Origin of the sequence: Nocardia otitidiscaviarum, assembly GCF_007362295.1 — a bacterium.
GTDB lineage: Bacteria > Actinomycetota > Actinomycetes > Mycobacteriales > Mycobacteriaceae > Nocardia > Nocardia otitidiscaviarum.
The window spans coordinates 7,416,985-7,431,112 of record NZ_CP041695.1; the positions used below are offsets into that span (position 1 = coordinate 7,416,985).

Genomic DNA, 14,128 nt, shown 5'->3' on the forward strand with positions numbered 1-14,128 from the left:
ATCCAGGTCATGAGTACCAGCGCCAAGCCCCGGCTGGCTGGTCGGCAACCCTCCTCCGCGGTGGGGTGCTCCGGGTGACGACCTGGCCACGCACCTCGGTGCGGCAAGTGCGGATTCACAGGAGGTTCAAGCAGTGAGCTATGCGGGTGACATCACGCCACGGCAGGCGTGGGAGCTGTTGCGCGACAATCCGGACGCGGTGCTGGTGGATGTGCGCACCGAGGCCGAATGGCGGTTCGTCGGCGTACCCGATACCGGCGGCATCGGCCGGCCCACCGTCCTCATCGAATGGGTGGACGTCACCGGCTCGCCCAATACCCGGTTCACCGATCAGCTCAAGCAGGCGCTGGCCGAGCGGGACCCCGAGGGCGACGCGCCCGTGATCTTCATCTGCCGGTCCGGGCAGCGCTCCATCGGCGCGGCCACCGCGGCCACCGCCGTCGGCTTCACGCCCGCGTTCAACGTGGTCGAGGGTTTCGAGGGCGCGCTGGACGCGCAGGGACACCGCGGCGGCTCCGGCTGGCGCGCCGAGGGACTTCCGTGGCGGCAATCATGACGCGACCGGTTCCGGCCACCGCGGGCGCGCCGCGGGTTCCGTCGGTCGTGACCGCCACCGCCGTCGCGTATGTGGCGCGTCGGTCGAACCCTGTCGATGGGAGGCAGCTGTGATCACCGGAGGCGCTTTCGACAAGCCCCTGCCCGAGGGCATCGGCCCCGCGACCATCGGCGTCCGAGGCGGCTTGCGCCGCAGCGGTTTCGAGGAGACCTCCGAGGCGCTGTACCTCAGCTCCGGATTCGTCTACGAGAGCGCCGAGGCGGCCGAGGCGTCGTTCACCGGCGATATCGAGCACTACGTGTACTCGCGCTACGGCAATCCGACCGTCGCCATGTTCGAGGAGCGGCTGCGCCTGATCGACGGCGGCGAAGCGTGTTTCGCCACCGCGTCCGGGATGTCGGCGGTGTTCACGGCGCTGGGCGCGCTGCTCGGCGCGGGTGACCGGCTGGTGGCCGCGCGCAGCCTGTTCGGCTCCTGTTTCGTGGTGGCCAACGAGATTCTGCCGCGCTGGGGCGTGGAGACCGTCTTCGTCGACGGTGAGGACCTCGACCAGTGGGAGCGGGCGCTGTCGGTGCCCACCCAGGCCGTGTTCTTCGAAACGCCGTCCAACCCGATGCAGTCGCTGGTGGATGTGCGCCGGGTGGTCGAGCTGTCGCATGCCGCGGGCGCGAAGGTGGTGCTGGACAATGTCTTCGCCACTCCGCTGCTGCAACGCGGATTCGAGCTCGGCGCGGACGTGCTGGTCTATTCCGGCACCAAGCACATCGACGGCCAGGGTCGTGTCCTCGGCGGCGCGATTCTCGGGTCCAAGGACTACATCGACGGTCCGGTGAAGAATCTGATGCGCCATACCGGCCCGGCGCTGAGCCCGTTCAATGCCTGGACGCTGCTCAAAGGTCTGGAGACCATGCCGCTGCGGGTGCGCCAGGCCAATTCCTCGGCGCAGCGCATCGCGGAGTTCCTCGAGGGCAAGGATTCGGTGGCCTGGGTGAAGTACCCCTTCCTGGCCTCGCATCCGCAGTACGAGCTGGCCAAGAGCCAGATGTCGGGCGGCGGCACCGTGGTCACCTTCGAGCTGAAGGCGGGCGCCGACGAGGCCAAGAAGCGCGCGTTCGAGGTACTCAACCGGCTGCGCATCATCGACATCTCGAACAACCTCGGCGATGCCAAGACCCTGATCACCCATCCGGCCACCACCACGCACCGGGCCATGGGGCCGGAAGGCCGTGCGGCCGTGGGCATCACCGACGGCGTGGTCCGCATCTCGGTGGGCCTCGAGGATGTGGAGGATCTGCTCGGCGATCTGGATCACGCACTGAGCTGACCGCTCGGCACGCGCGACGCCCCGGCTCTCGATGGGCCGGGGTTTTCGTATTCGAACCTATTGACAGCATCCTGTCAAAGATGACAGGATGCTGTCATGATGAAAACAGTGCACATGGCCGTTTACGACACCTTCGCGGATTGGGAGGTCGGCCACGCCACCGCGCATATCAACCGCGCCATGTGGCACCGGGAGCCCGGCACCTGGCAGGTGCGCACGGTGGGGATCGGCCGCGACGCGGTCACCTCGGCGGGTGGTATGCGGGTGGTGCCGGATGTGACGCTGGCCGAGCTGTCCCCGGCCGACAGCGCCATGCTCATCCTGCCGGGCGCGGACACCTGGGAAACGGGTGCGCTGACACCCTTCGCGGACAAGGCTCGTGAGTTCGTGGCGGCGGGTGTGCCGGTGGCGGGAATCTGCGGGGCCACTTTCGGTTTGGCGGCGGCCGGGCTGCTCGACGAGCGGGCGCACACCAGCAATGCGGCGGAATACCTTGCCTACAGCGGCTATTCGGGTGCCGACCGTTTCGTGTACGAGCCCGCCGTCACCGACGGGGATCTGATCACGGCCACCGGCACCCGGCCGGTCGAGTTCGCGCGGGCGATCCTCGCCCGGCTCGACATCTACGAGCCGCACATCCTCGACGCGTGGTACCGGCTCTACGGCGACAACGATCCGGCCGGATTCTTCGCCCTCGCCGAGTACGAGCAGCAGCGATCCGCCGAGGCGACGGCGTCGTGACGCGACGCCGCTCCACCGGGCGGGCGGACGGCGAGATCCGGCGCGAACAGGAACTGTTCAGTACGGCGGCGATCTCCTCGTTCAAGCTCAACGGCCAATTCCTCGCCATCGCCGAGGAATTGGCCCGCCCGGCGGGTCTCACCGCGGCCTGGTGGCAGGTGCTGGGCGCGGTACTGCGGGAGCCGCTGCCCGTGGCCGGGATCGCACGCGCGATGGGCATCACCCGGCAGAGCGTGCAGCGGATCGCGGACCTGCTGGTCGACAAGGGCCTGGCCGAATACCGCCCGAACCCGGCCCACCGCCGCGCCAAACTCGTCGCCCCCACCGACGCGGGCTACACGGCCGTCCAGCGCATCGACCCCCAGCACGCGGACATCTCCGCCCGTCTCACCGAACACCTCGGCATCGAGGAGTTCACCCGCGTGGTCGACGCGCTCACCACCCTCTCGACCGCACTCGACGCACTCGAGCGCGAGTGAATCGCACCGGCGCGGTCGGCGACCGTGCCACGGCGACGCCGTGCGACGGTGGCGATGCCCTGCGACGGTGTCGGCCACCCCTGCGTCGGCGTGCGGCGACCATGCCCGCGGATTCCAACGGCGTAGTGCGAGCGGATGCGTGCCATGGCTCCGGTGCGTTGCACCTGGACGAGTACCAGGTGCGTTCTCGACCGTGTCGTGGCCCGGGTGACTGGTTATGGCGGGGTTCGCTCGACAACTGGCAGGCCCCGACAGCCGGTAGGTGCCGGACAGCGGACGGAGTCGCCGCATTGTGGCGCGCGGCAGGTTCGGCGCGATCGGGCGTGGAACCGAGCACCCGCCGGACCGAGCCCCCGCCGGACCGGGACCGCGTCGGTGCGGGGTGCGCGTCGCCGGAGCCGCGTGTCAGGCCGCCGAGAACGGGTCGCGGGTGCGGCCCACCAGCTCCGCGACGGAGTCGAGGATCAGGGTCGGGCGGAACGGGAAGTCCTCCGCGGTGGCCCGGCCGGAGATGCCGGTGGTCACCAGGATCGTGCGCAACCCGGCCTCGAGTCCGGAGATCACGTCGGTGTCCATGCGGTCGCCGATCATGACGGTGGACTGCGAATGCGCGCCGATGCGCCGCAGCGCCGAGCGCATCATGAGCGGGTTGGGCTTGCCCACGTAGTAGGGCTCCTTGCCGGTGGCGCGGGTGATCAGGGCCGCGACCGAACCGGTGGCGGGCAGCACGCCCTCGCGCGAGGGACCGGTGGCGTCCGGATTGGTGGCGATGAACCGCGCACCCGCCAGGATCAGCCGAATGGCGGTGGTGATGGCCTCGAACGAATAGGTGCGGGTCTCACCGAGCACCACATAGTCCGGATCGCTGTCGGTGAGCACGTACCCGATCTCGTGCAGGGCCGTGGTGAGCCCGGATTCGCCCACCACGTACGCGGTGCCATTGGGCCGCTGCTCGTTGAGGAAGGTCGCGGTCGCCAGCGCCGAGGTCCAGATCGACTCCACCGGGATGTCGAGCCCGGAGTGCCGCAGCCGCGCCTGCAGATCGCGCGCGGTGTAGATGGAATTATTGGTGAGCACCAGGTAGGGGATGTCATTGGTGCTCAGTTCCGCCAGGAATTTATCGGCCCCCGGCACGAGATGGTTCTCGTGCACGAGCACACCGTCCATATCGGTCAGGTAGGACAGGATCGGCTCAGCATTGGTGGTCACGAGCCAATTGTCCGCTATCGAGAGCGAATCGGCGATCAGCGCGGCGGTTACCGGGCGGTCGGGGCCGCCGTAAGCTGGAGGTATGGGTCGGTTGCTGTTCCTGGTTCTGGTGTTGGCCATCGTGGGCCTGGCCATCTGGTGGATCTCGCGGGAGTGGTCCGGGAACGTGGAGCGGGTGGCCGCTGCGAAAGCGGAGGTGAACCGGCACCTGGACCGCATGTCCGGAGAACTGGCCCGACTCGATCCCGACAACGACGAGGCCCTGCGCGCCATGTCCGAGGCCGTGGACCGGCTGAATATCGCCAGGGCGCAGGTGGTGAAGGCCACCACGCTGGGACAGGTGCGCATCGCCAAGGAGACCGTGCGCGGCGGGCTGTACTTCATCCGCAAGGCCCGCGAGGCCATGGGCCTCGACCCGGGGCCACCGCTGCCCCGGTAGCCGGGTCCCCGGGCGGAAACCAGCGCGCCCGCTCGACGAATCACGGGTGTCGCGCTCGGAATACCCGCTCGGATTCGCGGGTTCGTCTCGACGGATGCGGCCCTCGCCACACCGCGGCCCGTACTGACTAGGGTGCGAGGTAAGCCGTTCGCGCGCCGCCACATCCAGCGCGCCCGAGCGGTCCGCGGGCCGAGGGAACCCGCACACACAGCGCAATACAGGCGACAGGAGTGGCGCAGGTGAAGAACCTAAAGCTCGGATACAAGGCGTCGGCGGAGCAGTTCGGCCCGCGGGAACTGGTGGAGATCGCGGTGCTGGCCGAGGAACACGGCATGGACAGCGCCACCGTGAGCGACCACTTCCAGCCGTGGCGGCACAACGGCGGCCACGCCCCGTTCTCGCTGGCGTGGATGGCCGCGGTCGGCGAGCGCACCCGGCGCATCCAGCTCGGCACCTCGGTGCTGACCCCGACCTTCCGCTACAACCCCGCCGTCATCGCGCAGGCGTTCGCCACCATGGGCTGTCTGTACCCGGAGCGCGTCATGCTGGGCGTCGGCACCGGCGAGGCGCTCAATGAGATCGCCACCGGCTACTCCGGCGAATGGCCGGAATTCAAGGAGCGTTTCGCTCGGCTGCGCGAGGCCGTCGATCTCATGCGCGCGCTGTGGACCGGCGACCGCGTGGACTTCGAGGGCCAGTACTACACCACCGTCGGCGCGTCCATCTACGACGTGCCCAAGGGCGGCATCCCGATCTACATCGCCGCGGGCGGCCCGCTGGTGGCCCGGTACGCGGGCCGCGCGGGTGACGGTTTCATCTGCACCTCCGGCAAAGGGATGGAGCTCTACACCGAGAAGCTCATGCCCGCGGTGTCCGAGGGCGCGGCCAAGGTGGGCCGCACGGCCGAAGACCTCGACCGCATGATCGAGATCAAGATCTCCTACGACACCGATCCCGAACTGGCGCTGGAGAATACGCGCTTCTGGGCCCCGCTCTCGCTGACCCCCGAACAGAAGCACTCCATCACCGACCCGATCGAGATGGAGGCCGCCGCCGACGCGCTGCCCATCGAGCAGATCGCCAAGCGCTGGATCGTGGCCAGCGATCCGGACCAGGCGGTCGAACAGATCAAGCAGTACACGGACGCGGGCCTGAACCACCTGGTTTTCCACGCCCCGGGACACGACCAGAAGCGGTTCCTGGAGCTGTTCGAACGCGACCTGGCCCCGCGCCTGCGTGCCCTGAGCTGAGCGGGGCTCTCACACCCGCACGGCCCCGATCGGCGACAGCTTCCACGCCCCGCCACCGGCCAACTCCAGCCGGTGGGTGTGGTGCCGGTCCACCGCGCTGCGATGCGCCACGCTGACCAGCACGGTGTCCGGCGTCTCGGTGCGCACCAGGTGGTAGAGCGTGTACTCCAGCCCCTCGTCCACCGCCGAGGTGGCCTCGTCCAGGAACACCACCTCGGGCCGCAGCAACAGGATGCGCGCGAACGCCACCCGCTGCTGTTCACCGGGCGAAAGGGTGGACGCCCAATCGGTCTCCTCGTCCAGGCGGTCGGTGAGGTGCCCGAGATTCACGGTGATCAGCGTCGCCCGCAACGTCTCGTCGTCCACGACCTCGGGTGCCGCCGGATAGGTGATTGCGGTGCGCAGATCGCCCAGCGGCAGATAGGGCCGCTGCGACAGGAACAGCGCGGCATCGCCCAGCGGACGGCTCACCCGGCCTTCGGTGAACGGCCAGAGTTGGCCGATGCTGCGCAGCAGTGTCGTCTTGCCCACCCCGGAGCCGCCCTTCACCACGAGCGCGTCACCGGGCTCGAGCCGCAGGTTCAGATCGGTGATCAGCGGCGTCCCATCGGGTTTGCGCACCTGCACGTCGGTGAGTTCCAGCCCCGCCGCCGCCTCCCGGGTCGCGATCACCGGCAGCCCCCGCGCCTTCCGGTCCGCCTCGCGCAGTCCGTCCAGGCGGATCAGGGTGGCCCGATAGTAGGTGAACGCCGCATACGAGGACTGCGGCATCGACAGCGCGTCCTGCACCTGACCGAAGGCGCTGGTGGCCTGTTGCAGATCGCCCAGGGTGGCGGTGCCGGCCAATACCCGCGGCCCCACCAGCAGCACTGTGAACACCCCGCCGACCTGCTTGGTGGTGAGATTCCAGCCGAAGAAGCGCAGCAGCCGGTACACCCGTGCCCACATATTGGCGATCACCGCCGCGAACCGGCGGTCCAGACCGCCCCGCTCCTCGCGTTCGCCGTGGTAGAAGGCGACGTTCTCGGCGTTCTCCCGCAGCCGCACCAGCGCGAAACGGTAGTCGGCCGTGCGGCGTTGGAACCAGAAGTTCAGTTTTATCAGCGGATGGGCGATCCAGAACGCCACCGCCGTGGCGAAGGCCACCCACGCGAACGCCGCGAAGACCAGCGCCCTGGGCACGGTGACGCCGAAGACGTCCAGCGGGCCCGAGATGCGCCACAGGATGGGCGTGAACGACACCAGCGACAGCCCGGCCCCGATCACACCGTTGCCGCTGATGCTGTACGGCCCGACATTGCCGCCGAAGCACAGCGCGTACGACCCCTCCACGAAGTCGTACACGTCCTGTTGGATGCGCTGGTCGGCATTGTCGACGGTCTCGTCGATGAACCGGCCGCGGTAGTACGCCCTACCGTCCAGCCAGTCATCCAGAAAACGGGTGTTCAGCCAGGTCCACCAGTGGATGTGGAAGGCCTGCTGCAACCAGTACGACACCACGCCCATCACGACGAGAATCACCGACAGCACCCCGAACACGCCCAGGCTCTGCCAGAACAGCGCCGCCGCCCGCTCGCGCTCCGGGCTGCCGGCACCGTCCACCAGTGCCTGCACGCCGAGCTGCAACGCGGTGAACGAGTCGTTGTAGAAGTAGGTGAACAGCACCGTCATGCGCACGCTGTACACGGCGAGCAGGAGGACCACGGCGAACAGCGCCCAGGCGGGCCAGCTTTCCCGTCCGGTGAAGTAGCCGCCGGTGATGCGCCAGAACATGCGCCCCCAGTCGGTGCATCGCACGATGACGGCCGCGCCGATCAGGAATATGAGCGCGGTGATGGCGAATGCCTTGGCGATCCAGAAGAGGCTGTGGAAAGTCTCGTGTCCCCAATCGAGACCGGATGCGCCGATCATGTCCGCGAGCCTAAGGCTACGGTCCGGCAAACGGCGGCGTGAAACGCTGGCCGCTAAGCTCGTGATCATGGCCGCTTCCGCCCCGTCCACCGTGTACATCGCAGCCCCCGAGGGCGATACCGGAAAGTCGACCATCGCGCTCGGCGTACTGCAGATGCTGGCCGCCACCACCCCGCGGGTCGGCGTGTTCCGGCCCATCACCCGGTCGGCCACCGAGCGTGACTACATCCTCGAACTGCTGCTCGAGCACTCCACCGCCGATGACGACTACGAGTCCTCCATCGGCGTCACCTACGAGCAGGTGCACGCCGACCCGGACGCCGCCATCAGCGAGATCGTCATGCGTTTCCACGAGATGGCCAGGCACTGCGACGCCGTGCTCATTCTGGGCAGCGATTACACCGATGTGGCCAGCCCCAGTGAGCTGCGCTTCAACGCCCGCATCGCGGTGAACCTCGGCGCGCCGGTGCTGCTGGTGGTGCGCGGCGCGGGTCGCACCTCCGCCGAACTCGGCCAGGTGGTGGAGCTGTGCGACGGGGAGTTGAAGGCCGAGCACGCGCGGCTGGTGGCGGTCATCGCCAACCGCTGCGATCCCGAGCAGCTCGAGGCCGACGCCGCCGCGCTGAAGGTGTGCGATGTGCCGTCCTGGGCGCTGCCGGAGGTGCCGCTGCTCACCGCGCCGACGGTGGAGGAGCTGTGCGCCGCCATCGACGGTGAGATCTACAGCGGCGACCCGGAACTCATGCAGCGGGAGGCGCTGCGGGTGATCGTCGGCTCCATGACCACCGAGCACATTCTGGAGCGGCTCGAGGACGGTATCGCCGTCATCACGCCCGGTGACCGCGCCGACGTGCTGCTCGCCTTGGTGAACGCCCATGAGGCGGCGGGTTTTCCGTCGCTGGCGGGCGTCATCATGAACGGCGGCATGCTGCCCGAGCCCACCATCGCGCGTCTGATCGCCGGTATGAAACCGAAGTTGCCCATCATCAGCACGCAGTTGGGCACCTTCGAGACGGCCAAGGCGGTCTCGCTGACCCGCGGCCGGGTGTCGCTGTCGAGCATCCGCAAGGTGGATACCGCGCTGGCGCTCATGGAGGAGCGGGTCGACGCGGCGGAACTGTTGCGGCAGATCGAGGTTCGCACGCCGGGCGTGATCACGCCGCAGATGTTCGAGTACCAGCTCATCGAGCGGGCGCGCGCCGACCGCAAGCGCATCGTGCTGCCCGAGGGCGACGACGACCGCATCCTGCGCGCCGCCGGTCGCGTACTTCAGCGCAAGATCGCCGATCTCACCATTCTGGGCGACGAGACCGCCGTGCGCGGACGCGCCGCCGAACTCGGCGTGGATATCGACGCCGCCGAGGTGCTCGATCCGCGCACCTGCCCGCTGCGGGACGAATTCGCCGAGGAGTACGCCCGGCTGCGTGCCCACAAGGGCATGACGGTGGAGCGGGCGCGTGAATTCATGACCGACATCTCGTATTTCGGCACCATGATGGTGCAGATGGGGGTGGCCGACGGCATGGTGTCGGGCGCGGCGCACACCACCGCGCACACCATCCGCCCGTCCTTCGAGATCATCAAGACCGAGCCGGGCGTCTCCACGGTGTCGAGCGTGTTCCTCATGTGCCTGGCGGATCGGGTGCTGGTGTACGGCGACTGCGCCGTGGTACCGGATCCGACCTCCGACCAGCTGGCCGATATCGCGGTCTCCTCGGCCCGCACCGCCACCCAGTTCGGCATCGACCCGCGCATCGCCATGCTGTCGTACTCGACCGGCGAATCCGGTTCGGGCGCGGATGTGGACAAGGTCCGTGCCGCTACCAAACTGGTGCAGGAGCGTGCGCCGAAACTGTTGGTGGAGGGGCCGATCCAGTACGACGCCGCCATCGAGCCGACGGTGGCCAGCACCAAATTGCCGAACTCCGTGGTGGCCGGGCGGGCCACGGTCTTCATCTTCCCGGACCTCAATACCGGCAACAACACCTACAAGGCGGTGCAGCGCAGCGCGGGCGCGGTGGCCATCGGTCCGGTGCTGCAGGGTTTGCGCAAGCCGGTCAACGACCTGTCGCGCGGTGCGCTGGTCGCCGACATCGTGAATACGGTGGCCATCACCGCCATCCAGGCCCAGCGGGAGGCGTAGTCGTGAAGGTGCTGGTGATCAACTCCGGGTCCTCCTCGATCAAATACCAGCTGCTGGAACCGGATACGGCCACCGTGGTGGCCTCCGGCGTGGTGCAGCGCATCGGGGAGTCGGTGGGCGATGGCGCACCCACCATCGAACACAGCTGCGACGGACGGACATTCGAGCACGACGGCCCCATCGCCGATCACGCGGCGGGGCTGCGGCTGGTGTTCGAGCTGTTCACCGAGAGCGGCCACGACCTCGCCGCCGAGGACCTGGGCGCGGTCGGGCACCGGGTGGTGCACGGCGGCGAGGTGTTCTACGAACCCACCCTCGTCACCGACGAGGTGGTGCGGGCCATCGCCGACCTGTCCACCCTGGCGCCGCTGCACAATCCGGCCAATGTCACCGGCATCGAGAGCGCGCGGGCGCTGCTGCCGGACGTGCCGCAGGTGGCGGTTTTCGACACCGCCTTCTTCCACCAGCTGCCCGCCGCCGCCAAGACCTACGCCATCGACGCCAAAACCGCTGCCGCGCACGGTATCCGCAAGTACGGCTTCCACGGCACCTCGCACGACTACGTATCGCACCGGGTGGCGGAGTTCCTCGGGCGCGACTACGCCGACGTCAACCAGATCGTGCTGCACCTGGGCAACGGCGCGTCGGCGTCGGCGGTGCGCGGCGGGCGCGCGGTGGACACCACCATGGGGCTGACGCCGCTGGAGGGCCTGGTCATGGGCACCCGCTCCGGCGACCTGGATCCGGGCATCATCTTCCATCTGATTCGCGCCGCCGGTATGGATGTGGGACAGGTCGACGACCTGCTCAATCGCGATTCGGGGCTCAAGGGCCTGTCCGGGGTGAACGACTTCCGCGAACTCGGCCGCCTCATCGACGCGGGCGATGCGGCCGCGACACTGGCCTACGACGTGTACATCCACCGGCTGCGCCGCTACATCGGCGCGTACCTGGTGGCACTGGGCCGGGTGGACGCCATCACCTTCACCGCCGGGGTGGGCGAGAACGACGCCCGGGTCCGGGCCGACGCGCTCGCGGGACTGGCCGGTTTCGGCATCGAGGTCGACCCGGAGCGCAATGCGGTGCGCGACCGCTCCGCCCGCCGCATTTCTCCCGACGGCGCACCCGTGGCGGTGTTGGTGGTGCCGACCAACGAGGAGTTGGCCATTGCCCGCGCCAGCGCCGCACTCGTCGGCTGAATCCCGCTGTGCCTGTTCTGAACCGCTTCTTAACGAAACCCTCATAATTCGACCGGCATAGTGGTTACCGAGCCCGGAACCTCCGGTCCCGGTCTCACCAGAGCCCGTGTCGTGTCACGCACAACCGCGGTCGGGTCGGAACCCTCCCTCGCCGGTTCCGCCCACATTCGATCGGCTGCCCCCGATCGGAGCCGCCGCGACACGGGCTCTGTTGACTTCCGCCGCCGCTGTGCCCGGACCGCGCTCGGGTGGCGCGCCGTGCCGATCGCCCGCCGCGGTTCAGATCCAGGACTTCGCGCGGATCGCGTTCGCGAGGTCCACCAGCGCGTAACGGTGGTTGCGCCCGGGCGCGGTGCGGGCCAGGGCGCGCAGATCCGCTTCGATGCCGCGGCGCAGCTCGCGTTCGGTGAAGGGGGCGCGGAAGATCTCGGCGTCCGGCGACTTCGGCGTGCGGCCCGCCTGCAGCCAGCCCAGGGCGGTGCCGAGCACCAGCACCCGCAGCTGGCCGGTGCGGCTCTCGCCCGGCGGCAGCGCTTGGACGCGGGCGGCCGCGAGGTGCAGGGTGGCCTCATCCAACTCGTCGACGGGGGCGGAGGTGAGCAGCATCAGGATGGCGGTCATGCGGGCGTCGGCGTAGTAGCGGGAGGCGGGGGGCACCTGGTCCAGGGCGCGGACGGCGGCGGCGATGGCGTCGGCGGCGGCGAGCTGGCGGGCCAGGCCGAAGGCGGCGGCCACCACGCCCCGGTCGGTGCGCCAGACGGTGGCGTAGTACTGCTCCGCGTACGCGCGCCACTGTTCGGGATCGTCGGAATCCCAGTGCTGCAGAATCAGTTCCGCGGTGGCGGCCAGGGCCAGCTTGGGTGCGATCTCACCGGGCAGCGCCTGGAGCACCGCGTCGAAGCGCCCGAAGGCGCGCTCGTAGTCGCGGTCCAGCAGTTCGGCGACCCCGAGATACCAGTCGATGCGCCAGTCCGAGGCGGGCGGTGCGGTGGTGTCGCCGAGCCGGTCCAGCAGCAGGCGGGCGGCGGCCGGTTCGCCGAGATCCAGATGCGCCCGCGCCTCGGCCAGGGTCACCTCCAGTTCGAAACTGGCCGGGGCCCCGCCGGGTTCGGCTCCGGCGCGCTGGCGGGCGTGGCGCAGTTCGTCGAGGGCGTGCCGGGGTTCCGGGTGCGCCGCACCGGCCAGCAGCGGTGCGGAGGGGTCGGCCGGATCGATCAGCGGCACCTGCAACGCCGCCGCCACGTCGCGGGCGCGCAGCAGGGTGTCCCGTTCCAAGCCGTCCACCAGACCATCGGTCTGCGCCACGTATTCCGCCGTGCCGAAACAGGTTCGGGGCGGGCTGAAGAGGGTGGACAGCTGCGGATGCTCGGTGCCGGTCTCGACGGCCAGGATCTCGCGCAGCACACCGGTGAGCTGATTGGCGAAGACGCGCGCGGTGGGAAAGCGGCGTGCGGGATCGGGATCGGTGGCGCGCAGCAGCAGCCGATGGAAGAACTCGTGGCGCGCCAGCACCGGCTGCTCGTCCGGGTTCGGGATGCCGTCGCAGTACGCGCCCTGCTGCATGGGCATGTTCAGGGTGAGCACCGCGAGCGTGCGGCCCACCGTATAGATGTCCGAGGCCACCGTGGGACCGGTGCGGGCGATCTCGGGAGCCTGGAAACCCCTGGTGCCGTACAGGTTTCCATACGACTCGAAGGCGGCGACCGCACCCAGGTCGATGAGCTCCACCCGGTCCTCGGTGACCATGATGTTGTCGGGCTTGAGGTCGTTGTACGCCAAGCCGAGCGAATGCAGGTAGTCCAGCGCCGGAAGCACCTCCAGCACATAGGCGATGGCCTCGGTGACCGGCATGCGCTCCGGGGTGGGATGCGCGTCGAGCAGATTGCGCAGCGAGCGCCCGCCGACGTACTCCATGACGATGTAGCCGACCGGATTCCCGTCCGGCCCAGGATGTTCCACGAAATTGTGGATCTTGACGATACTCGGATGCACCACCTCCGCCAGGAACTGCCGCTCCGCCATCGCCACCGCCTGCGCCTCGGTGTCCCCGGCGTGCAGCAGGCCCTTGAGCACCACCCAGCGGTCGCTGACATTGCGGTCGATGGCGAGGTAGATCCAGCCCAGCCCGCCGTGGGCCAGGCAGCCCTGGATCTCGTACTGGCCCGCCACCCGGTCGCCGGGATGCAGGCTGGGCCGGAAATCGTAGGGCGCACCGCAGGTCTCGCAGGTGCCCGCGGTGGTGGACGGCCGGGTCGGGGTCGCCCGACCCACGGGTTTGCCGCAGCGCCAGCAGAAGCGGCGGCCCTCGGCGACCACCGGATCCTGCATGACCACCTCGGCCGGGTCCACCGGTTCCACGGTCGGAATGGTCACCAGCCCGGCCCCGAGCCGCCGCACCGTGGGCCGCGGCCGGGTCATCCGGCCGCTGCGCTGTGAGGGTCGCGTCGGCACCCGTGGCTCGGTGCGGCCGGGGGTGGCGTCGGCGGTCTCGGTACCGTCCCAGCCGTCCGGCGTCCCGCCGACCGCCACGGTGCCCGGCGACCCCGTGGGCTCGCCGGTGGTCGGCCGGGGCGTGAGTTCGGTGCCGCCACCGCCCGCGTCCGCCCGTTTCCCACGCCGCGCGTATTCGGCGTCGCCGCCGGGTTCGCCGGATGGTGTTCGGCGGGTTGCGTATTCGGTGTCGCCGCCGGGTTTGCCGGATGGTGTTCGGCGGGTTGCGTATTCGGTATTGCCGTCCGGTTCGTCGGAGGGTGCCGGTCGGAAGGTGAGTTCCGTCCGCGCCGGGCGGACGGTGGCCTCCGTCGCGCCCTCCTCGGCGTCGCCGGGTGTCGGCGCGTCGTCGCTGCCCCGCTGGTGTTCGGACGGTTCGCTCATGGC

General features: G+C 69.4%; 11 protein-coding genes and 1 riboswitch. Of the genes, 8 read left to right on the forward strand and 3 right to left on the reverse strand.

Going from position 1 to position 14,128, the window contains the following annotated elements:
• The first annotated feature begins 5 nt into the window (after positions 1-5).
• A riboswitch (SAM riboswitch) is annotated at positions 6-116 on the forward strand.
• Between the two features lie 17 nt (positions 117-133).
• The 4 genes from FOH10_RS33380 (at position 134) to FOH10_RS33395 (ending at position 3,100) form a co-directional block, all read left to right on the forward strand.
• On the forward strand, positions 134-556 hold the full coding sequence (locus FOH10_RS33380) for a rhodanese-like domain-containing protein (protein WP_039817881.1): 423 nt from the start codon (positions 134-136) through the stop codon (positions 554-556).
• Positions 557-665: 109 nt separating this feature from the next.
• Positions 666-1,880, forward strand: coding sequence for an O-succinylhomoserine sulfhydrylase (locus FOH10_RS33385; protein WP_143983609.1), 1,215 nt, complete (start codon positions 666-668; stop codon positions 1,878-1,880).
• A gap of 96 nt (positions 1,881-1,976) precedes the next feature.
• A complete protein-coding gene (locus FOH10_RS33390; RefSeq protein ID WP_143983610.1) occupies positions 1,977-2,621 on the forward strand; it encodes a type 1 glutamine amidotransferase family protein in 645 nt (214 codons plus the stop codon).
• A complete protein-coding gene (locus tag FOH10_RS33395) occupies positions 2,618-3,100 on the forward strand; it encodes a MarR family winged helix-turn-helix transcriptional regulator (RefSeq protein ID WP_244961482.1) in 483 nt (160 codons plus the stop codon). The genes FOH10_RS33390 and FOH10_RS33395 overlap by 4 nt, the downstream gene beginning before the upstream one ends.
• A 405-nt stretch (positions 3,101-3,505) precedes the next feature.
• On the opposite strand, the gene FOH10_RS33400 is transcribed toward FOH10_RS33395, so the two are convergent.
• Entirely contained in the window at positions 3,506-4,267 is a 762-nt protein-coding gene (locus FOH10_RS33400; RefSeq protein WP_051037835.1) for an HAD-IIA family hydrolase, read from the reverse strand.
• 124 nt (positions 4,268-4,391) lie between these two features.
• Here FOH10_RS33400 and FOH10_RS33405 point away from each other — a divergent pair, with 124 nt between their 5' ends.
• Complete coding sequence (locus tag FOH10_RS33405; RefSeq protein ID WP_143983611.1) at positions 4,392-4,748, forward strand: hypothetical protein; 357 nt, start codon at positions 4,392-4,394, stop codon at positions 4,746-4,748.
• Between the two features lie 239 nt (positions 4,749-4,987).
• Complete coding sequence (gene fgd, locus FOH10_RS33410; RefSeq protein WP_039817907.1) at positions 4,988-5,998, forward strand: glucose-6-phosphate dehydrogenase (coenzyme-F420); 1,011 nt, start codon at positions 4,988-4,990, stop codon at positions 5,996-5,998.
• A gap of 9 nt (positions 5,999-6,007) precedes the next feature.
• On the opposite strand, the gene FOH10_RS33415 is transcribed toward fgd, so the two are convergent.
• Positions 6,008-7,909, reverse strand: a complete 1,902-nt coding sequence (locus tag FOH10_RS33415; protein WP_143983612.1) for an ABC transporter ATP-binding protein/permease — start codon at positions 7,907-7,909, stop codon at positions 6,008-6,010.
• 67 nt (positions 7,910-7,976) lie between these two features.
• Between FOH10_RS33415 and pta the strand changes: the two genes are divergently transcribed.
• Both pta and FOH10_RS33425 read left to right on the forward strand, forming a co-directional pair.
• A complete protein-coding gene (gene pta / locus FOH10_RS33420) occupies positions 7,977-10,052 on the forward strand; it encodes a phosphate acetyltransferase (RefSeq protein ID WP_143983613.1) in 2,076 nt (691 codons plus the stop codon).
• Between the two features lie 2 nt (positions 10,053-10,054).
• Entirely contained in the window at positions 10,055-11,251 is a 1,197-nt protein-coding gene (locus FOH10_RS33425) for an acetate kinase (RefSeq protein ID WP_143983614.1), read from the forward strand.
• 279 nt (positions 11,252-11,530) lie between these two features.
• Here the strand turns inward: FOH10_RS33425 and FOH10_RS33430 are convergent, their stop codons facing one another.
• On the reverse strand, positions 11,531-14,125 hold the full coding sequence (locus FOH10_RS33430; RefSeq protein ID WP_143983615.1) for a serine/threonine-protein kinase: 2,595 nt from the start codon (positions 14,123-14,125) through the stop codon (positions 11,531-11,533).
• Between the last annotated feature and the right edge of the window lie 3 nt (positions 14,126-14,128).